This is a genomic window from Pseudomonas sp. Irchel 3A7, assembly GCF_900187565.1.
In the GTDB taxonomy this organism is placed as follows: domain Bacteria; phylum Pseudomonadota; class Gammaproteobacteria; order Pseudomonadales; family Pseudomonadaceae; genus Aquipseudomonas.
In genome coordinates this window covers 512616-532209 of the sequence record NZ_FYED01000001.1, presented here as the reverse complement: position 1 = coordinate 532209, position 19594 = coordinate 512616, and the positions used below count along the sequence as shown (strand labels likewise).

Genomic DNA, 19594 nt, shown 5'->3' with positions numbered 1-19594 from the left:
TGCGAACATCAATAATCAGAGGATGGAAGCATGCACGGTACTTCTGCAAGTCCCCAGCGACTGAATGTTGCTCAACGCTCGGCGCATATTCGTGAAGTGGTGCTGGCCAAGGGGGTCCAATTGCGCGAGCGCTACCCGATTCTCAAGCACCAGGATGCCCTGGGAGCAGGCATTCTGGCCTTCGCGCTGGCCGGGATGATCGGTTCGGCGGCGCTCTACATGATGGGGCATTTGGCGTGGTGGGCGTGCCTGTTGCTCAATGGTTTTTTTGCTTCGCTGACCCACGAACTGGAACACGACCTGATTCACAGCATGTACTTTCGCAAGCAGCGGGTGCCGCACAACCTGATGATGGGCCTGGTCTGGCTGGCGCGCCCGAGCACCATCAACCCATGGATTCGCCGTCATCTGCACCTCAACCATCACAAGGTCTCCGGCACGGAAACCGATATGGAAGAGCGGGCAATCACCAATGGCGAACCGTGGGGCATTGCCCGGCTGCTGATGGTCGGCGACAACGTGATGTCGGCGTTCATCCGCATGCTGCGGGCGAAAACCCGGGCGCATAAATTCAGCATCATCAAGCGCACGTTGACGGTCTATGCACCGTTGGCGCTGATGCATTGGGGCGCGTGGTACGTGTTCCTCGGTTTCCACGCGGCCAATGGCACCGCCCATTGGCTGGGGGCGCCGATTGAATGGTCAGCGACCACGTTGTCGGTGATGCAGGTCATCGACATCGCCGCGGTGGTGATCATCGGCCCGAACGTATTACGCACCTTTTGCCTGCATTTCATCAGCTCGAACATGCACTACTACGGCGATGTGGAACCGGGCAACGTGATGCAGCAGACACAGGTGTTGAATCCCTGGTGGCTATGGCCGTTGCAGGCGTTCTGCTTCAACTTCGGCAGCACCCACGGGATTCATCACTTCGTGGTGAAGGAACCGTTCTACATCCGCCAGATGACGGTTTCGGTGGCGCACAAGGTGATGCGCGAGATGGGTGTGCGTTTCAATGATTTCGGCACGTTCGGGCGGGCGAACCGGTTTGCGCGCGGGGAATCGACAGAGCCGCAGCAGGTGCGTGCCGCTCAGGTTTGATCATTGTTCCTGGAAACTTAAATGCTTAGACGTCGTCATCAATTTGACCCAAAGGGACGCTACGGTGTGACGCACGCAACGATGATTGGCGGTTGCCGTGGGGGTGAATTGGTTTATGCAATTACGGTCTATTAAAGAAATTAAATATTCCTTTATTGGATAACCGATTTCGCCAATCATCTGCGCCAGGGTTGTTGATCAGCACTGACAGAACTTGAGTTTTCCGGGGCCGTCTCCTTGGCAGGGTGCGGTCCCTTTTTTATTCCATCTGCAAAACCACACCGAACCCCTGTGGGAGCGAGCTTGCTCGCGAAAGCGGCCTGTCAGTTATCTTCCATGTTGACTGACACGGCCCCTTCGCGAGCAGGCTCGCTCCCACAATGGTCATATCGTATATTCGATATAGGTCTTAATAAATATCTTCTTATTCCTTAACGAATATAACTCTCCTCCCTATACTCGACCGGGAACAGACACGCAGCAGGAGAGCTTCCCCATGCGCAACGAATCAATTCGCTACCTGATTGTGCCGGGCTGGCAAGGATCGCCAGAAGATCATTGGCAAAGCCATTGGCAGAACAGTCTGCCGAACAGCGCACGGGTGGAGCAGTCCGACTGGCTGACACCGCGTCGTGAAGACTGGGTCGCGGCGCTTGCCGAGGCGATTGCCGCCGACAGTACCCCGGTGATCCTGATTGCCCATAGCCTGGGCTGCATCACCGTTGCGCACTGGGCAGCGACGGCACCGTTGCAGTTTTTGCGTCAGGTTCGCGGCGCCTTGCTGGTCGCACCTGCAGACGTCGAGCGCCCGACCTGCGCGCCGGCGCTGCGCAACTTTGCGCCGATTCCTGCCGACCTGTTGCCGTTTCCGAGCCAGGTCGTCAGTTCCGACAACGACGCCGCCGTCAGTGCACCGCGGGCGCTGGAGCTGGCGCGTAACTGGGGGGCGGAAGCGGGGATTCTGTCGGGTGCCGGGCACATCAATGTGAAGTCCGGTCACCAGCGCTGGGAGCAGGGCTTTGCCTACCTCTATCGCCTGCAAAACCGCATGGAACACCACGCCCTGCGCCGCGCTTGAAACTTTCAACTTTTTAAACGCCCCCGTCTCCCGGCGGTTTGGGGCGGGAGTCTGCCATGAGTTTTGAAACCTTCGGTCAGCCGCTGCTGACCTTTCCCGACGCCGAAAAAAGTCCCTTGAGCATCCGCGCCAAGGCGTTGGTGTTCGTCGACCCGCGCTCGCGGCAATTGCGCCAGGAGCTGGAGCAACTGGCACCGCGTTCGATCTCGGTGCTGATCCGGGGTGAAACCGGCACCGGCAAGGAATTGCTGGCGCGGCATATTCATCGTGCCAGTGATCGCGGCGGGCTATTTGTCTCGGTCAACTGCGGCGCGATCAGCCCGACCTACGCCGACGCCGAATTGTTCGGTTATGCCGCCGGCAGCTTCAGCGGATCGGCCAGCAGCCGTGCCGGCTGGTTCGGTTCGGCCAACGGCGGCACCTTGTACCTGGACGAGATCGGCGATTTGCCGTTGCCCATTCAGATCAAATTGCTCGCCGCCCTGGAAAATCACGAAGTCACTCGTGTCGGTGCGCACCAGCCGAGCCCGGTGGATGTACGTCTGGTCGCCGCCACCAGCATCGACCTGGCCCAGGCTGTGGCCGCCGGCAAATTCCATGAGCGGCTCTATCACTACCTCAGCGAAGGCCAGCTCGAGCTGCCGGCATTGCGCGACCGGGTAGGCGATATCCTGTCGTTGGCCGAGTACTTTCTCGGCATCTACAGCCAACGCCTGGACCTCCCGGTGCCGCTGATCAGCGAAGCCGCGCAACGCGTGCTGGAACGACACAGCTGGCCGGGTAATACCCGCGAGCTGGAAAACGTCATTCACTTTGCATTGCTGGTGAGTACGGGCGATGAAATTTTGCCTGAGCATCTGAATTTGCCGGATGAAGGCCTGAAGCAGATCGAGCAGCAGCTTAAGCAGATTCTCGGCAGCGCCTCCGATGCCGAGAAAGAAGCCTTGAAACAACTACTTAAAGACGCCGACCTCCTGTAGGAGCGAGCTTGCTCGCGATGGTCGTCAACGATGACGCGGGTTTTCTGGATGCCCGTGTTGTCCCTGCGTTCATCGCGAGCAAGCTCGCTCCCACAGGGAACCTGCGGGCTAGAGCGGTATGAACAAAATGGAATATGAAAGTGAATAAAAGATATTGTTCGGGAATAAAAAATCCCGGTATTGTCCGCATCACGCCAGCGATAGCACTTCACTAGCACTTAATAAAAACCACGCGTATTCATAGTCGTCGTCACCGACGACTGTGATTTTCGATAAGGACACTGCATGAAAAAGGTTCTGTTGTTCACCGCACTGGCGGCTGCCCTGACCACGGGTCTGGCCCAGGCTGGCGAGAAACTGGTGGTTGCGGCGACCCCGATTCCACACGCCGAGATTCTTGAACTGATCAAGCCAACCCTCGCCAAAGAAGGCGTGGATCTGGAAATCAAAGTCTTCACCGACTACGTTCAACCGAACGTGCAGGTCGACCAGAAGCGTCTGGACGCCAACTACTTCCAGACCCTGCCGTACCTGAAAAGCTTCAACGAAGGCAAAGGCACTCACCTGGAAACCGTGATCGGTGTTCACGTTGAACCCTTCGGCGGCTACTCGAAGAAAGTCAAAACCCTGGCTGAGCTGAAGGATGGCGCGACCATTGCCATCCCTAACGAAGGCAGCAACAGCGGCCGTGCCCTGATCCTGCTGCAGAAGGCTGGCCTGATCGAGTTGAAAGACCCGAAAAACGCTCTGGCAACGCCGAAAGACATCGCCAAGAACCCGCACAACTTCAAGTTCAAGGAACTGGAGTCCGCCATGCTGCCGCGTGTGCTGGATCAGGTCGACCTGGACATGATCAACACCAACTACGCGCTGGAAGCAGGCCTGAACCCGGCTAAAGACGCGCTGGTGATCGAAGGCGCGGATTCGCCTTACGTGAACTTCCTGGTGGCTCGTCCAGACAACAAGGACAGCGTTGCCATCCAGAAACTGGCCAAAGCCCTGACCAGCCCGGAAGTGAAAGCATTCATCGAGAAGAAGTACAGCGGCGCGGTACTGCCGGCGTTCTGATTCGCGAGGTAAACCCCTTCAAGGTTTCCAACGCCGACGGCTAACAACAGCGTCGGCGTTTTTTGCGTCCGTCACATCTATGACAAGGGAGTTTTTGTGGCGAGCGAGCTTGCTCGCGTTGGGTTGCGAAGCGACCCTGAAACCTGCACATGCGGTCTGTCAGGTATACCCCATTGGATGTTTTTGCGACGGCTACGCAGCCGAACGGGAGCAAGCTCCCTCGCCACAAAATCAAAAGATTCAGGCCACCCTGGCCTTCAACGCCCTGCGCAACGCTACGAGCAATTTGACGATGTCTTGCGGATTCATCGGTTGGGGCACTTTCACGTCTGCCATGTTCTCTTCCTTGTGATGGTTCGGCCGGGGAGTCTGGCCAAAAGCGGTCCGTCCTTGGAGGGGGAGTCTGAAAAAAAGATCCTTCCTACGGCGCAAGGGAAAATAGTCGTCTTCCGCCGTCCCGGCAAATCCATGGGATAGTTTTTTGCGTGATATCAATATGCTTTAACGGTATTTAAATTCTTTTTTTTATACCTTTAAAGTTGGTGCTTGCCGGGCCGTTATCCATGGCCCGTGGACTGCGCCACCGTCGCTTACCGAGCGGCGTCCAGGATGTTCAATGGACTTCGATTACGCTTTTATCCTAAGCACCCTGCCGGCCTTCCTCAAGGCCGTGGGCGTGACGCTGCAGGTCGGACTCATCGCCATTGGCACGTCGCTGCTGGTGGCTCTGATCAACGCGACAATCCTGGTGTTTCGCACGCCCTGCCTGCAGCGACTGGTCGGGCTCTATGTCGAGTTGGCGCGCAACACACCGCTGTTGATTCAACTGTTCTTCGTCTACTTCGCCTTGCCGGCACTGGGCATCAAGGTGTCGGGTTTCGCTGCGGCAATCATCACCATGACCTTCCTCGGCGGCGCCTACCTCACTGAGGTGCTGCGCGCCGGCGTGGACGCCGTGCCCCAGGCACAACTGGAATCCGGCCGCTCCATCGGCCTCTCGCACGGGCAATTGCTGCGCTACGTGATTCTGCCGCAGGCCGGCATCCTCAGCCTGCCGTCGTTGTTCGCCAATTTCATTTTCCTGCTCAAGGAAACCACCGTGGTCTCGGCGGTGGCGGTGCCGGAAATTCTCTACACCACCAAGAGCTACATCGCGCTCTATTACAAAACCTACGAAATGCTTGCCGTACTGACGCTGATTTGCGTGCTGCTGTTCTTGCCGCTGTCGCTGTTGCTCAGCCATCTGGAAAGGAGGCTCCAGCATGGCCAGTTCGGGTCTTGAATTGCTGTGGGTGTCGTTGCCGCAACTGGGCAAGGGCGCACTGCAAACCCTGTCGATATCGTTCCTGAGCATCGCTATCAGCACGGTAGGCGGTGTGATCTATGGCGTCTTGCGCACGCTGGATGTGAAGGGGTTGAACGCGATCCTGCGGGTCTATCTGGAGCTGTTTCGGGCGATCCCGGTGCTGGTCTGGTTGTATTTGCTGTTCTTCGGCCTGCCGATCTTCTTTGGCCTGAGCATTCCCAGCTTCTGGTGCGCGGTGCTGGTGCTGTCGCTATGGGGCGCCAGCGAGGTCGGTGAAGTGGTGCGCGGGGCATTGCATTCGTTACCGCGAGGGCAGCGTGAAGCGGGCCTGTCGATCGGCCTGAGCAACCCGCAACTCTACAGCTACGTGTTGCTGCCCCAAGCGCTGAAACGCATGACGCCGCCGACCATCAACGTTTACACGCGGATCATCAAGACCAGCTCCCTGGCGGTCCTGATCGGTGTGGTGGATGTGATCAAGGTCGGCCAGCAAATCATCGAACGCACCTACGAATCAGTGCTGATCTACGGCGCGCTTTTCCTGTTTTTCTTTTTCATCTGCTACCCGTTGTCGGCCGCCTCGCGTGTGCTGGAGCGGCGCTGGACGCAAGCATGAGCGCATTGATCGAGTTCAAGGGTTTCAACAAATTCTTCGGCGAACAGCAGGTACTCAACGGCATCGACCTGAGCGTGAAATCGGGTGAGGTCATCGTCATCCTCGGTCCCAGCGGCTGTGGCAAAAGCACCCTGCTGCGTTGCCTCAATGGGTTGGAAGCCGCCCACAGCGGCAGCCTGACATTTGTCGGTCGTGAACTGCTGGACAAGGCCACCGACTGGCGTGAAGTGCGGCAGCAAATCGGCATGGTGTTCCAGAGTTATCACTTGTTTCCGCACATGAGCGTGCTCGACAACCTGTTGCTCGGGCCGCTCAAGGTACAGAAGCGCGACCGCTGCGAAGCCCGTGCCCAGGCGCAAGCCTTGCTCGAGCGTGTGGGGCTGGCGGACAAGCGTGATGCTTTCCCACGACAACTCTCTGGTGGCCAGCAACAACGCATCGCCATTGTCCGTTCGCTGTGCATGAACCCCAAGGTCATGCTCTTCGATGAAGTCACCGCCGCCCTTGATCCCGAGATGGTCAAGGAAGTGCTGGAAGTCATTCAGGGCCTGGCCCGCGAGGGCATGACCCTGTTGATCGTCACCCACGAAATGGCCTTCGCCCGCGCCGTGGCCGATCGCATTGTGTTCATGGATGCCGGGCGCATCCTTGAGCAAAACCGTCCCGAGATTTTCTTTACGAACCCGCAAACCGCACGAGCGCAGCAGTTCCTGGAGAAGTTCTCCTACGTCGCCGCACTACCTGTAACGACTCAAACAAAGGAACTGGAACTGCCATGAAAACTGCCAAGTCTTCACTCTTGCTTCTTCCACTGCTGAGCCTGGCGCTGCTGGCCGGCTGCAACAAAACCGAAGAACCGCCGAAACCGAAAGTCGCCAGCGAGAGCACCGCGCCGAGCGGTTACCTGGAAAAGATCAAGGCGCGGGACAAACTGATCGTGGGCGTGTTTACCGACAAACCGCCGTTCGGGTTCGTCGATGAGGCCGGGCGCTACGTGGGCTTCGATACCGACATCGGCCGGCAATTCGCCAAGGATCTGCTGGGCGATGAAAACAAGGTCGAGTTTGTTGCCGTGGAGCCGGCGAGCCGGATTCCGTTCCTGCAAAGCGATAAGGTCGATCTGATCCTGGCCAACATGACCGTCACCCCGGAGCGCAAGGAAGCGGTGGACTTCACCAACCCCAACCTGAAGGTCGCGGTGCAGGCTTTGGTACCTCAGGACAGCGCGGTGAAAAACCTCGATGACCTGGCGACCCGCACCACCATCGTCACCACCGGCACCACCGCCGACATCTGGCTGACGAAGAATCACCCGGACTGGAAACTGCTGAAGTTCGAGAAAAATTCCGAGTCCCTGCAAGCCCTGGCCAATGGTCGCGGCGATGCCTACGCGCAAGACAATCTGGTGCTGTTCAGCTGGGCCAAGCAGAACCCTGGCTACCGTGTGCTTGAGCAGAAACTCGGGGCCGAAGCACCGATTGCGCCAGCGGTGAAGAAGGGCAACATTGAACTGCGCGACTGGGTCAATGCCGAGTTGGCGAAGCTGGGCGAGGAGAAGTATCTGCTCAAGCTGTACGACCAGTATGTGCGCAAGGAACTGAGTGATGACACCAAGCCTGAGAGTGTGATTGTCGAGGGTGGGAAGTGGCAGGGGTGATTCACTAACTTCTGCAGTGATCTTGCCGCCACCTTCGCTTGCAGGCTCGCTCCCACATTGGAATGCATTTCAAATGTGGGAGCGAGCCTGCTCGCGAAGCTTTTTCAGACTCCGCTTAATCCGGCCAATACCACGCCGGCTCATCCAGCACCCTCAATGTCGGCGGCCTGGGCGTCAACAGCGCGCCATGGCGAACTGGCGAAACCATTTCCCATGCATGACTAGCAGTTCTGATAGGTGTCCTGATCCTTCGGGCAGTGCAAGCTCAATGCATCGAAAGGAGGTGTTCATGATGCTGAAAACAGAATTGTGCCGCTATCGCTATGACGCTCTGGACCAACTGATCTTGCGTGAGCCGGCAGGACAGGAAAAACTGCAACGATTTTATCGTCATGAGCATCTGACGACCGAGCTGCAAGGTCAGGCCAGCCAGAGTGTGTTCCTGCACGACAAGCAACTGCTGGCACTGCGATCATGTCAGGGCGATGTGTTCAATACTGAACTGCTGACCACCAATCAGCAGCGCTCCGTGTTGCAGGTCACCGGGCCGGGTGGATCGGTGCGTCAGGTTTATACAGCCTACGGTCATCGACGGGCGGAGAGCGAACCTGGCAGTTTGCTGGGTTACAACGGCGAGGCGGTCGATCCGGTCACCGGGCATTATCTATTGGGCAAAGGTCATCGGGCATTCAACCCCGTGCTGATGCGCTTCAACCGCCCAGACAGGTTGAGTCCGTTTGGTCGGGGCGGGTTGAATCCATACGCGTATTGTCAGGGAGATCCGGTGAATTTCAGCGATCCGACGGGCCGAGCAGCCGCGAAAGACTGGCAACCCTGGCTGTTCCTTGGATTGTCTGTCCTGAGTCTTGTTTCGGCCGGGGTCGGGTTTTTCTCGGCAAGGCAATCTTTCAAAGAAGCAAAAATCAATAGTCATCCAGTCTCTGCACCCCTCTTGAAAAAAGCCAGGAATGCAGGCATGGCGGGGGCTGTGACGGGGTTGGTCGGAGGCGCGGTGGGGGTGGCGAGATCCACCCTGACGGTCACGGATTCGGATAGTTCTGCTCTGGATCCTCTGCTCATCACAATGGCTGCTTTGAGCGTGTTGTCTTTTGCTGCTACAGCTACTTCAGTGTCTTACAACTTTCGTGCTTACAAGATGAACAGGGCCGAAGCAGTGAAGGATGCCTACAGCGGGATAAAATCAGGAAGTTATAAGAATCCTCTGGCAAATCTGCAGTCAGGTTCGCCTCCGACGCCCGTTACCCCTAATCCTTCAACCCCAACGTCAATCTCACGGTCTTCCGATTTAGTGTTGCCTACTCAAGGGGGTCAGCGAACTTATGTTGACATGTCCTTTCACTCTACTACGCCTGCTGCCAGCGGGAACCGATTGATGGCCAGGCACAGTCGCGGCATTCGACAATCGTGATAGTCCAGAGTCTCAATCCGGCCAATACCAGGCCGGCTCATCCAGCATCCGCTGCCCGACAATCCCGGTCTGCCCGAAGTTTTTTTCCAGTACGATGCAATTGCATTCCGGGTCCTCTTGCAGTGCAGAAATCAATCGCCGCGCATGGGACACCACCCACACCTGACACTGCTCCGACGCGCGGATAATCAGCCTCGCCAGCGCGGGCAGCAGGTCCGGGTGCAGGCTGGTTTCCGGTTCGTTCAGCACCATCAACGTCGGCGGCCGCGGCGTCAACAGCGCCGCTACCAGCAATAAATAACGCAGCGTCCCGTCCGACAACTCGGCTGCCGACAACGGCCGCAGTAAACCTTCCTGATAAAACTCAATGGCAAAGCGTCCGCCGGCCAGCGGCTGGATATGCAGCCGTGCTCCTGGAAACGCGTCGCTGATTGCGTTTTGCAACGCCACGGGGTCACCGATTTCGATGATGGTCTGCAACGCCGCCGCCAGGTCTCTGCCGTCGTGATGCAGTACCGGGGTGCGGGTGCCCAGTTGCGGTTGGCGCACTGGCGCATCGGCGTCGCTGCGAAAGTGATCATAGAAGCGCCAGCGACGGATGAATTCGCGCATCTGCAGCACTTCCGGCGAAGCCCGCAGGCTGCCGACCTGGTCGAACAGGCTGTCGAAATTCGGCGTGTGTTGAGCCAACACGTCCCAGCTACGGCTGGCCCGGGCGCGGATCATCGGGCCGTCGCGATCCACCAGCAAGCTGGCCGGGCGGTAGAAAGGGCCGGACCAGATGCATTCCTTTTTGATTTCCGGGTCCAGGGAGAACGCAGACTGGCTCGGCTCGGGCAATCCGAGGGCAATCGAATAGCTGAAATCATCACCGGCGAACCCCAGGCGCAGGCGTTTGGGGCCGTGTCGTACGGTCGACTCGATCGGCACTTCGCCATTTCGCATGCGTCGCGAGATGTTTTCCGGACCGGCCCAAAAGGTCGAATCCAGCCCGCCCTCGCGGGCCAGCGCATTGACCACCCCGCCCTGAGCGGTTTCCGCCAGCAGGCGCAGTGCCCGGTAGAGATTGGATTTGCCGCTGCCGTTGGGGCCGGTAATCAGGTTCAGTCGACCCAGCGGGATCACCAGTTTGTTGATCGAGCGGTAATTGGCCACCGCGAGGGTATTGAGCATGAAAGAGGTTCTCTGTGGCTCGGAAGCGGCATCAAGATAACGGTGTGTGAAAAATTACAATGTAGGAGTCTTCGGCAATTGCTGTAGGAGGAAATTCCGATCAGCGCGGGCGAAGGCAGAACCTTGCCGCGCAGGAAAAATAGCTGTCTTGCGCTGCCGTGGCGTGCTGACGAAAGACTTTTCATCCATTACTAGCAGTTCTGATAGGTGTCCTGATCCTTCGGGCAGTGCAAGCTCAGCGCATTGGAAGGAGGTGCTCATGATGCTGAAAACAGAACTGTGCCGCTATCGTTATGACCCACTGGACCAACTGATCGGGCGAGAACCTGCCGGACAGGAAAAGCTGCAACATTTTTACCGTCACAAGGACCTGACAACCGTGCTGCAAGGTCAGGCCAGCCAGAGCGTCTTCCAGCACGACAAGCAACTGCTGGCGCTGCAATCATGTCAGGACGATGTGCTCAATAGTGAACTGCTGACCACCGATCAGCAGCGTTCCGTATTGCAGGTCACCGGGCCGGGTGGAGCGGAGCGTCAGGTTTATACAGCCTACGGTCATCGATGGGCCGAGAGTGGTCCAGGCAGTCTGCTGGGCTTCAACGGTGAGGCAGTCGATCGGGTCGCCGGGCATTATTTGCTGGGTAACGGGCATCGGGCGTTCAACCCGGTGCTGATGCGGTTTCACAGTCCGGACCGGTTGAGTCCGTTTGGGCGGGGAGGATTGAATCCTTACGCGTATTGTCAGGGGGACCCGGTGAATTTCGGTGATCCGACGGGGCAGTTCTCCAAGCTCATTTCCAGTGTGCTCAGTGTGTTTAACGCCCGTATTGTTTTAGAGCCCGCCATTCCCTTTAAGCTGGCAAAGGACGCATTACAGTGGGGGGCGGCAGGGCAGTTGCCGGCTAAAGTCACGCTGGGAGCTGCTGGCTCGACCATTGCGGGCGTCACGACAATGCTTACGTCCGTGGTGGGAGTCGGTGCTGCTGTCGCGACGATCTACAAAGATACCGAGACCGCCGCGATTCTTGGCTTAATATCGCTAGGACTGGGCGCCGTTACGGTTTCGGCGCGAATGGGATCCTATTGGGCTGCGCGCGATCCGAAAACAATTCCTGCGTTGAAGGGTTTTGTCGAGCGTCACAAGCCTGTGGCGACTACTGGTGAGACACCGTCAGTTTCACCTTTATTTCAAGAAGTGACTGGAAGGATTCTTTTAGGGGGGCAGCCCGCCCGCCAGTCTTTTTTGTATCCGAACGTACCTACGGACGCACGAAGTGTGCGGCGTGATTCCTGATAGCTCGAAGACCAAACTCGTCGCGCTCCATGACCCATCGTTACAAGGATGACCGCGCCCCCCTGCGGTTTTTTGCCGCTGCAGCGTGCACCCTTGTAACCCTGTTCTAAGCTGACAGACGAATCGCGCCCGTAAAACGCAAAGGAGTCTGCATGGCTGGTCCCGGATTGAAAATGGCGCTTGGCCTGAGCCTGTTGGCCTTGCTGAGCGCTTGCAGTGAAGAGAAATCCGTCGAAAAGGACCGGCCACGGGTGTTCGTGCAAGAGGTGAAGCCAGCCGATTACGCCGCCAGTGTAACCTTGACCGGCGATGTGCAGGCACGGGTGCAGACCGAGCTGTCGTTCCGCGTCGGCGGCAAGATCATCCAGCGCACGGTCGATGTCGGAGACCGGATTGCCGCCAAACAGGTACTCGCCCGGCTTGATCCCAAAGACCTGCAAACCAGTGTCGATTCAGCCCAGGCCCAGGTCGTCGCCGAGCAGGCCAAGGTCAAACAGAACGCCGCGTCGTTTGTGCGTCAGCAAAAACTGCTGCCCAAGGGCTACACCAGCCAAAGCGAATATGACTCGGCACAAGCGGCGTTGCGTAGCAGCCAGAGTTCGTTGGCGGCGGCCCAGGCGCAGTTGGCCAATGCCCGCGAACAATTGAGCTATACCGCGTTGATATCCGATGCGCCGGGTGTGATCACGGCGCGTCAGGCCGAGGTCGGCCAGGTGGTACAGGCTACGGTGCCGATCTACAGTCTGGCCCAGGACGGTGAGCGCGACGCAGTGTTCAACGTCTACGAGTCGCTGCTGATCGAACCTCCGACAGACCGAACGGTGGTGGTCAGCCTGCTCGATAACCCGGCGATCAAAACCACCGGCACCGTACGCGAAATCACCCCGGCAGTCTCCGAGCAGACGGGCACGGTGCAGGTCAAGGTCACCCTCGACAGCCTGCCGCAAGGCATGCAACTGGGGTCGGTGGTGAGCGCTACCGGCACCACCCGTGGCAAAGCCGCGGTTGAATTGCCATGGTCGGCGCTGACCAAAAAAGTCAACGAACCGGCGGTGTGGCTGGTGGACGCGGAGGGCAAGGCGCAATTGCACCCGGTCACCGTCGGCCGCTACCTGACCGGTAAAGTCATCATCAGCGCCGGTCTGAACGGTGGCGAAAAAGTCGTCATCGCCGGTGGCCAGTTGCTGCACCCCGGTGTGACGGTGGAAGTCGCCGAAAACACCTACAAGGACCTGGCCACGGAGGCTAAGCCATGAAGCCTCTCTTGTGGGTGTTGGCCAGCGTGATGCTGGTGGCTTGCTCGAAAGAAGAACCGCCGCCGGAGCCGGTGCGTCCGGTACTGTCGATCAAGGTGCAGGCACTGGGTGAAGAAACCCTCGGGCGTTTTGCCGGCAACATCCAGGCCCGTTACGAAAGCAATGTCGGCTTCCGGGTGCCCGGACGCATTGCCAGTCGCAGTGTCGACGTCGGGGCGGAGGTTGAAAAAGGCGCCTTGCTCGCCTCGCTCGATCCCACCGACCAGCAGAACCAGTTGCGGTCGGCCGAGGGTGATCTGGCGAGCATCCAGGCGCAATTCATCAACGCCCAGGCCACCGCGCGGCGACAGCAGGATCTGTTTGATCGTGGCGTGGGCTCGCAGGCACAGCTCGACTCCGCGCAAACCGATCTGAAAACCACCCAGGCGTCGCTTGATCAGGCCCGGGCTGCGGTCAATCAGGCCAAGGATCAGCTCAACTACGTTGAATTACGTGCCGACCACAAGGCGGTGGTCACCGCGTGGAGTGCCGAGGCCGGGCAAGTCGTCACCGCTGGCCAGCAGGTCGTGACCCTGGCACAACCGGACATCAAGGAAGCGGTGATTGATCTGCCGGACACCTTGATCGACCAATTGCCCAAGGATGTGGTGTTCCAGGTCGCCTCGCAATTGAACCCGGAAATCAGCACCACGGCCATCGTGCGGGAAATCGAGCCCCAGGCCGAAAGCACGACCCGCACCCGGCGCGCGCGTCTGACCCTGTCCGAGACACCGCCTGCGTTTCGTCTGGGTACGGCGATCAGCGTGACCTTGAGCTCTACGGTCAAACCCCGAATCGAGCTGCCTGTGAGCGTGCTGCAGGAGGTCGAAGGCAAGGCCCGTATCTGGGTCGTCGATCCGCAGACGCAAACCGTGTCCCCCCGGGACGTCAGCCTCATCAGTCGCACCGACGGCAGCGTCGTGCTGGCCGGCGGTGTGAAGAACGGCGAGCGTGTCGTCACGGCCGGTGTGAACAGCCTCAAACCGGGGCAAAAAGTGAAAGTCGATGAGGACAGCCCACAATGAAAGGGAGTTTCAACTTATCCGAATGGGCGCTCAAGCATCAGTCGTTCGTCTGGTACCTGATGTTCGTCGGCCTGCTGATGGGCGTGTTCTCGTACATGAACCTGGGCCGCGAGGAAGATCCTTCGTTCACCATCAAAACCATGGTGATCCAGAGCCGCTGGCCCGGTGCGACCCAGGAAGAAACCCTCAAGCAGATCACCGACCGCATCGAGAAAAAACTCGAAGAACTCGACTCCCTCGACTATGTGAAAAGCTATACCCGCCCCGGCGAATCCACGGTCTACGTGAACCTGCGCGACACCACCAAGGCCAAGGACATTCCGGAAATCTGGTACCAGGTGCGCAAGAAAATCGGCGACATCAAAGGCCAGTTTCCCCAGGGTATTCAGGGACCGTCTTTCAACGACGAGTTCGGTGATGTGTTCGGCTCGGTCTACGCCTTCACGGCCGATGGGTTGTCGATGCGCCAGTTGCGTGACTATGTCGAGCAGGCCCGCGCCGAAATCCGCGATGTGCCGGGGTTGGGCAAGATCGAGATGGTCGGTCAGCAGGACGAGGTCCTTTACCTGAATTTCTCCACGCGCAAACTGGCGGCGCTGGGCATTGATGAACGCCAGGTATTGCAGAGCCTGCAAGCCCAGAACGCCGTGACCCCGGCTGGGGTGATCGAGGCGGGACCCGAGCGGATTTCCGTGCGCACGTCCGGGCAGTTCGCGTCCGAAAAAGACCTGGCCAACGTCAACCTGCGGCTCAATGACCGGTTCTATCGACTGGCCGACGTCGCTGACATCCGGCGTGGCTACGTCGATCCGATGAGCCCGGAGTTTCGCTACAACGGGCAGCAGGCCATCGGCCTGGCCATCGCCATGCAGAAGGGCGGCAACATTCAGGTCTTCGGCAAGGCGTTGCACCAACGCATGATCGACCTGACTGCCGATTTGCCCGTCGGCGTCGGAGTGCACACCGTTTCCGACCAGGCGCAGGTCGTGGAAGAGGCCGTCGGCGGCTTCACCAGCGCGTTGTTCGAAGCGGTGGTGATCGTGCTGGTGGTCAGTTTCGTCAGCCTCGGTGTGCGCGCCGGGTTGGTGGTGGCGTGTTCGATCCCGCTGGTGCTGGCGATGGTGTTCGTGTTCATGGAATACAGCGGCATCACCATGCAACGGATTTCCCTCGGTGCGTTGATCATTGCCCTGGGTCTGTTGGTGGACGATGCGATGATCACCGTCGAGATGATGGTCTCGCGCCTGGAGTTGGGCGATACCAAGGAACAGGCGGCGACGTTCGCCTACACCTCGACCGCTTTCCCGATGCTCACCGGGACCCTCGTGACGGTCACCGGTTTCGTTCCGATCGGCCTCAATGCCAGCTCGGCCGGCGAGTACACCTTCACCTTGTTCGCGGTGATCGCCGTGGCGATGCTCGTCTCATGGATTGTCGCGGTGCTGTTCGCCCCGGTGATCGGCGTGCACATCCTCAGCACTAAGGTGAAGCCCCACTCGGCAGAGCCGGGGCGTATCGGGCGAGCGTTCAATGGGGGCTTGCTGTGGAGCATGCGCAACCGTTGGTGGGCCATCGGCATCACCGTGCTGCTGTTCTTGCTGTCGGTGGTGGGCATGCGTTTTGTGCAGAACCAGTTTTTCCCGTCCTCGGACCGCCCGGAAATCCTGCTGGATCTGAACCTGCCGCAAAACGCCTCCATCGAGGAAACCCGCAAAGCGGTGGACAAGCTCGAAGCCACGCTCAAGGGCGACCCGGACATCGTGCGCTGGAGCACCTACATAGGCCAGGGCGCGATCCGTTTCTACCTGCCCCTCGACCAGCAATTGCAGAACCCGTACTACGCGCAACTGGTGATCGTCAGCAAGAGTTTCGAGGCGCGAAAAGTGCTCAGCGACCGCCTGCGCGAACGCCTGCGCAAGGATTTCGTCGGTATCGGCAGCTACGTGCAGGCGCTGGAAATGGGCCCGCCGGTCGGGCGGCCGATTCAGTACCGGGTCAGCGGCAAAGACATCGATCAGGTACGCAAACACGCCATCGATCTGGCCAGCGAGCTGGACAAGAGCCCGCACATCGGCGAGATCATTTTCGACTGGAACGAGCCGGGCAAGGTCTTGCGCATCGATATCGCCCAGGACAAGGCACGCCAGCTCGGCCTGTCGTCCGAGGACGTGGCGAACCTGATGAACAGCATCGTCAGCGGCTCGACGGTGACGCAAGTTGACGATGATATTTACCTGATCAACGTGGTCGGCCGTGCGGTGGACACCGAGCGGGGCTCACCGGAAACCTTGCAAAACCTGCAAATCGTCACGCCGGGCGGTACCTCGATTCCGCTGCTGGCATTCGCCACCGTGCGTTACGAATTGGAGCAGCCGCTGGTGTGGCGCCGTGACCGCAAACCGACGATTACCATCAAGGCCACGCTGCTCGGCGACATTCAACCCACGGACCTGGTGACCGTGCTCAAACCGGACATCGACAAATTCGCCGCGAGTTTGCCGGTGGGCTACAAGGTCGCCACCGGCGGTACGGTGGAGGAAAGCGGCAAGGCCCAGGGGCCGATTGCCAAGGTCGTGCCGTTGATGCTGTTTTTAATGGCAACCTTCCTGATGATTCAGTTGCACAGCGTGCAGAAGCTGTTCCTGGTGGCCAGCGTCGCACCACTGGGTTTGATCGGCGTGGTGCTGGCGCTGGTGCCGAGCGGAACGCCGATGGGCTTCGTGGCGATTCTGGGGATCCTGGCGCTGATCGGCATCATCATCCGCAACTCGGTGATTCTGGTAACCCAGATCGATGCGTTTGTCAGCGAAGGGTATTCGCAGTGGGATGCGGTGATGGAGGCGACGGAACACCGCCGTCGCCCGATCCTGTTGACTGCGGCGGCGGCGAGTCTGGGCATGATTCCGATTGCCCGGGAAGTGTTCTGGGGGCCGATGGCTTACGCGATGATTGGCGGGATCATCATTGCCACGCTACTGACCCTGCTGTTTCTACCGGCGCTGTATGTCGCCTGGTACAGGATTCGCGAGCCGAAGAAAGAGTCTGCATAAAGGCGAGCGCTGCGCGCTCTATTCGCGAGCAAGCCCGCTCCCACAGGGTGTACGCGGTCCATTGTGGGAGCGAGCTTGCTCGCGATAAGGGCAACGGAGTGCCGATGGTTGCCGAAAGGAATTTTGGGAACGGTCCTACTTACAGCGTCGACGGGCTGTTGTAGCTTCCCTCTTCCACCGCGAGGAGGGATTTTCCGATGTCGTGCATGGCTCATTACTTACGCTACGCATTGTTGCTTGGCGTACTGCTTTGGTCCTCGGCGCTGGCTGCCAGCGTGCTGGAAAATTCATTGTGGCGTGTCGAACTGGACCCCGCCACGCTGGCAATCCGCGTCATTCCCGCGCAGCAAATGCCCGTGCAAGCCTCGGCGGGCGTTGCCAGGCATAAGGTCAGCAACCTCAAGTCAGGTAGCAATCGACTGGATTGGCAGTGGGATGACGCCGCCTGGACCCTCAGTGCCGCTCTCGATCAACGAGAGCTGTCCCTGTCCATCACGGCCCGAGCTCCGGGTGAACTGAAATTTCTCGAACAACCTGGCCATGCCATGGGCAAAGGCTTGATCTGGCCACTGGCCGAGGGGCGCTACGTCCCGGCGGGTGACGCGCGCTGGCAGAAATTTCTGCTCGATCAGGGTGAATTCAACACCACCCAGGATCTGAGCCTGCCCCTTTGGGGTGTCGATCACGGCGGGTTCACGCTGAATTGGCTGATGACCAATCCCTACAACAATCGCCTGACGTTCAGCGCCGAGAACAATACCCTTGTCCTGGCGGCCCATCACCAATTCACCTCCCTTGGACCTGATGCTCCGCTGACGTTCAAGCTGTCATTGGGAGATGCCGATCTGTTGGCCGGGGCCAAGCGTTATCGGCAATGGTTGGTCGACAATGGGCAATACGAGACCTTGAGCGACAAACTGCTGAAGACACCGGAAGCCAACAAGCTGCTGGGCGCCACTCATGTTTATTTGTGGGGCAACGACCTGCTCGGACCGAGCGACGTGCGCAACTGGTCGGCGTTGTTGACCCTGTTGCGAAGCGACGGGGCACTGGCCGGCAAGTTGCGAGGCAGCTTCGATGTTGAAACCCGCAAGATGCTCGGCGTCGTGCAAGCGCCGCTGAACCCTTATCAACAAACGACAGTGCTGCGCGGCCTCAACGGCGCGCTCAACACCTTGGCGCGAAAGGGCTGGCAGGCCGTTGTCGAACCGGACATGCAGAAACTCGCCGAGGGTTACGGCCAATTGCGCAGGGAGTTGGCCAGTGAGTTCGCCGAAGCACTCACCGACGCCCCTGAACGTTGGGGCAGCAGTTTGTCGACGAGCACGTTTGAACAGCTGAAAGCGGCAGGCCTTTCGCGGCTCTGGATAGGCCTCGGTGAGGGCTGGGAGGGCGGTCTATGGCACCCTGAGACGGTGCGCGAGGCTGTCGCGCAAGGGTATTTGCTGGCGCCGTACGACTCCTATGAAACCGCGCTCAGTGCCAGTGAAAACCCGGACTGGACTACCGCGCACCTGGGTTCACGGGCCAACCGGGAATGTGCAATTGTCTTGAGCGGCGGACAGTACAAAAGCGGTTTTCAACAATCGGGGCACTACACCGATCCGCGTTGTGTGCGGCCATTGCTCGAGGCGCGCATCAAGACCGTGCAGGCGCGCGCAGGTTTCAACAGCTGGTTTCTCGATGCCTATGCCACCGGCATGCTGTTCGACAGCTATCGACCTGGCGCCACCTTGACCCAAGCGCAAAACGCCAAGGGAAATATCGACGCGTCGCGTTGGGTCAACGAGACATTGAAGCTACCGACCGGTTCCGAGGATGGCAACGCCACAACGGCCCAAGGCGTACTGTTTGCTCACGGAATGCAGACACCGGTGATCGGTTGGGGTGATCCGGATATGAGCAAGAATACGAATTCGCCCTATTTCCTGGGCCGCTGGTTTCCCAATGAACAACCGCAGGTTTTCTTCAAAAACGTGCCGCTCAAGGAACCTTACCGCACGGCGCACTTTGCGCCGCAAACGCGATTGCCGCTTTATCAGGCGGTGTTCCACGGCTCGGTCATCACATCCCATCACTGGCTGTTCGACAATCTCAAATTGAGCAATGTGCGGGTCGAAAACGAATTGGCCCAGTTGCTCTATAACGTACCGCCGCTGTATCACCTCAGCGCCGAAACATTGAAGCAACGACTGCCGTTGATGGCACGACAAGATGCCTTCTTTCGTCCCCTGCACGAGCGCCTGGCAACCCAGGCGATGATCGACTTTCGATGGTTGAGTGAGGATCGGTTGGTGCAGCAGAGCACCTTTGCCGACGGCACACGGCTGGTGGCCAATTTTGATCGGCGTGAGCGTGAGGTTGAAGGTCAGCGGCTGGCGGGGCAGGGCATCACTGCATTTGTGGCAGATGGGGCCGTAATGAAGCATCAGGCTTCGTCTTTGCCCTGAAGAGCTTCGCGAGCAGGCTCGCTCCCACAGGGATTTTGTGAACGCTCAAGATCCATTGTGGGAGCGAGC

At 59.0% G+C, this 19594-nt stretch carries 15 protein-coding genes; 14 read left to right on the top strand and 1 reads right to left on the bottom strand.

Translation table 11 applies throughout. The features are described 5' to 3' along the window. Positions 1-30: 30 nt before the first annotated feature. The 9 genes from CKW21_RS02395 to CKW21_RS02355 all read left to right on the top strand — a co-directional run bounded on the left by CKW21_RS02395 (position 31) and on the right by CKW21_RS02355 (position 9238). Positions 31-1104: a fatty acid desaturase gene (locus CKW21_RS02395; protein ID WP_095192419.1), complete on the top strand. Its 1074-nt coding sequence runs from the start codon at positions 31-33 to the stop codon at positions 1102-1104. Between the two features lie 496 nt (positions 1105-1600). Then, the gene (locus CKW21_RS02390; protein WP_095192418.1) at positions 1601-2182 is read left to right on the top strand and encodes an alpha/beta hydrolase; all 582 of its coding nucleotides are present in this window, start codon (positions 1601-1603) and stop codon (positions 2180-2182) included. Between the two features lie 56 nt (positions 2183-2238). Then, complete coding sequence (locus CKW21_RS02385) at positions 2239-3162, top strand: sigma 54-interacting transcriptional regulator (protein ID WP_095192417.1); 924 nt, start codon at positions 2239-2241, stop codon at positions 3160-3162. Positions 3163-3447: 285 nt separating this feature from the next. Further along, on the top strand, positions 3448-4230 hold the full coding sequence (locus tag CKW21_RS02380; RefSeq protein ID WP_095192416.1) for a MetQ/NlpA family ABC transporter substrate-binding protein: 783 nt from the start codon (positions 3448-3450) through the stop codon (positions 4228-4230). A 616-nt stretch (positions 4231-4846) separates the two neighbouring features. Then, a complete protein-coding gene (locus CKW21_RS02375) occupies positions 4847-5512 on the top strand; it encodes an amino acid ABC transporter permease (protein ID WP_095192415.1) in 666 nt (221 codons plus the stop codon). Continuing rightward, positions 5493-6152 carry an amino acid ABC transporter permease gene (locus CKW21_RS02370; protein ID WP_095192414.1) on the top strand — a complete coding sequence of 220 codons (660 nt, stop codon included), beginning with the start codon at positions 5493-5495 and terminating at the stop codon, positions 6150-6152. The genes CKW21_RS02375 and CKW21_RS02370 overlap by 20 nt, the downstream gene beginning before the upstream one ends. After that, positions 6149-6931, top strand: a complete 783-nt coding sequence (locus CKW21_RS02365) for an amino acid ABC transporter ATP-binding protein (RefSeq protein ID WP_095192413.1) — start codon at positions 6149-6151, stop codon at positions 6929-6931. Before CKW21_RS02370 ends, CKW21_RS02365 begins: the two co-directional genes overlap by 4 nt. Then, positions 6928-7809, top strand: coding sequence for a transporter substrate-binding domain-containing protein (locus tag CKW21_RS02360; RefSeq protein WP_095192412.1), 882 nt, complete (start codon positions 6928-6930; stop codon positions 7807-7809). The genes CKW21_RS02365 and CKW21_RS02360 overlap by 4 nt, the downstream gene beginning before the upstream one ends. Before the next feature lie 289 nt (positions 7810-8098). Continuing rightward, on the top strand, positions 8099-9238 hold the full coding sequence (locus tag CKW21_RS02355) for an RHS repeat-associated core domain-containing protein (RefSeq protein WP_095192411.1): 1140 nt from the start codon (positions 8099-8101) through the stop codon (positions 9236-9238). 12 nt (positions 9239-9250) lie between these two features. On the opposite strand, the gene CKW21_RS02350 is transcribed toward CKW21_RS02355, so the two are convergent. Then, positions 9251-10411 carry an AAA family ATPase gene (locus CKW21_RS02350; RefSeq protein ID WP_095192410.1) on the bottom strand — a complete coding sequence of 387 codons (1161 nt, stop codon included), beginning with the start codon at positions 10409-10411 and terminating at the stop codon, positions 9251-9253. A 259-nt stretch (positions 10412-10670) separates the two neighbouring features. Here CKW21_RS02350 and CKW21_RS02345 point away from each other — a divergent pair, with 259 nt between their 5' ends. The 5 genes from CKW21_RS02345 to CKW21_RS02325 all read left to right on the top strand — a co-directional run bounded on the left by CKW21_RS02345 (position 10671) and on the right by CKW21_RS02325 (position 19525). Then, positions 10671-11705: an RHS repeat-associated core domain-containing protein gene (locus CKW21_RS02345; protein WP_095192409.1), complete on the top strand. Its 1035-nt coding sequence runs from the start codon at positions 10671-10673 to the stop codon at positions 11703-11705. A gap of 152 nt (positions 11706-11857) precedes the next feature. Beyond that, positions 11858-12961, top strand: coding sequence for an efflux RND transporter periplasmic adaptor subunit (locus CKW21_RS02340; protein WP_095192408.1), 1104 nt, complete (start codon positions 11858-11860; stop codon positions 12959-12961). Continuing rightward, entirely contained in the window at positions 12958-14025 is a 1068-nt protein-coding gene (locus tag CKW21_RS02335) for an efflux RND transporter periplasmic adaptor subunit (protein WP_095192407.1), read from the top strand. The genes CKW21_RS02340 and CKW21_RS02335 overlap by 4 nt, the downstream gene beginning before the upstream one ends. Next, positions 14022-17075 (top strand): efflux RND transporter permease subunit, encoded by a 3054-nt coding sequence (locus CKW21_RS02330; protein ID WP_095192406.1) that lies wholly within the window; start codon positions 14022-14024, stop codon positions 17073-17075. Before CKW21_RS02335 ends, CKW21_RS02330 begins: the two co-directional genes overlap by 4 nt. 206 nt (positions 17076-17281) lie before the next feature. Continuing rightward, a complete protein-coding gene (locus CKW21_RS02325) occupies positions 17282-19525 on the top strand; it encodes a glycoside hydrolase (protein ID WP_371917489.1) in 2244 nt (747 codons plus the stop codon). The last annotated feature ends 69 nt before the right edge of the window (positions 19526-19594 follow it).

Bases quoted from the DNA above. Each gene is read 5' to 3' on its own strand.
- CKW21_RS02395 (WP_095192419.1), top strand. From the start codon at position 31: ATGCACGGTACTTCTGCAAGTCCCCAGCGACTGAATGTTGCTCAACGC.
- CKW21_RS02390 (WP_095192418.1), top strand. From the start codon at position 1,601: ATGCGCAACGAATCAATTCGCTACCTGATTGTGCCGGGCTGGCAAGGA.
- CKW21_RS02385 (WP_095192417.1), top strand. From the start codon at position 2,239: ATGAGTTTTGAAACCTTCGGTCAGCCGCTGCTGACCTTTCCCGACGCC.
- CKW21_RS02380 (WP_095192416.1), top strand. From the start codon at position 3,448: ATGAAAAAGGTTCTGTTGTTCACCGCACTGGCGGCTGCCCTGACCACG.
- CKW21_RS02375 (WP_095192415.1), top strand. From the start codon at position 4,847: ATGGACTTCGATTACGCTTTTATCCTAAGCACCCTGCCGGCCTTCCTC.
- CKW21_RS02370 (WP_095192414.1), top strand. From the start codon at position 5,493: ATGGCCAGTTCGGGTCTTGAATTGCTGTGGGTGTCGTTGCCGCAACTG.
- CKW21_RS02365 (WP_095192413.1), top strand. From the start codon at position 6,149: ATGAGCGCATTGATCGAGTTCAAGGGTTTCAACAAATTCTTCGGCGAA.
- CKW21_RS02360 (WP_095192412.1), top strand. From the start codon at position 6,928: ATGAAAACTGCCAAGTCTTCACTCTTGCTTCTTCCACTGCTGAGCCTG.
- CKW21_RS02355 (WP_095192411.1), top strand. From the start codon at position 8,099: ATGATGCTGAAAACAGAATTGTGCCGCTATCGCTATGACGCTCTGGAC.
- CKW21_RS02350 (WP_095192410.1), bottom strand. From the start codon at position 10,411: ATGCTCAATACCCTCGCGGTGGCCAATTACCGCTCGATCAACAAACTG.
- CKW21_RS02345 (WP_095192409.1), top strand. From the start codon at position 10,671: ATGATGCTGAAAACAGAACTGTGCCGCTATCGTTATGACCCACTGGAC.
- CKW21_RS02340 (WP_095192408.1), top strand. From the start codon at position 11,858: ATGGCTGGTCCCGGATTGAAAATGGCGCTTGGCCTGAGCCTGTTGGCC.
- CKW21_RS02335 (WP_095192407.1), top strand. From the start codon at position 12,958: ATGAAGCCTCTCTTGTGGGTGTTGGCCAGCGTGATGCTGGTGGCTTGC.
- CKW21_RS02330 (WP_095192406.1), top strand. From the start codon at position 14,022: ATGAAAGGGAGTTTCAACTTATCCGAATGGGCGCTCAAGCATCAGTCG.
- CKW21_RS02325 (WP_371917489.1), top strand. From the start codon at position 17,282: ATGGCTCATTACTTACGCTACGCATTGTTGCTTGGCGTACTGCTTTGG.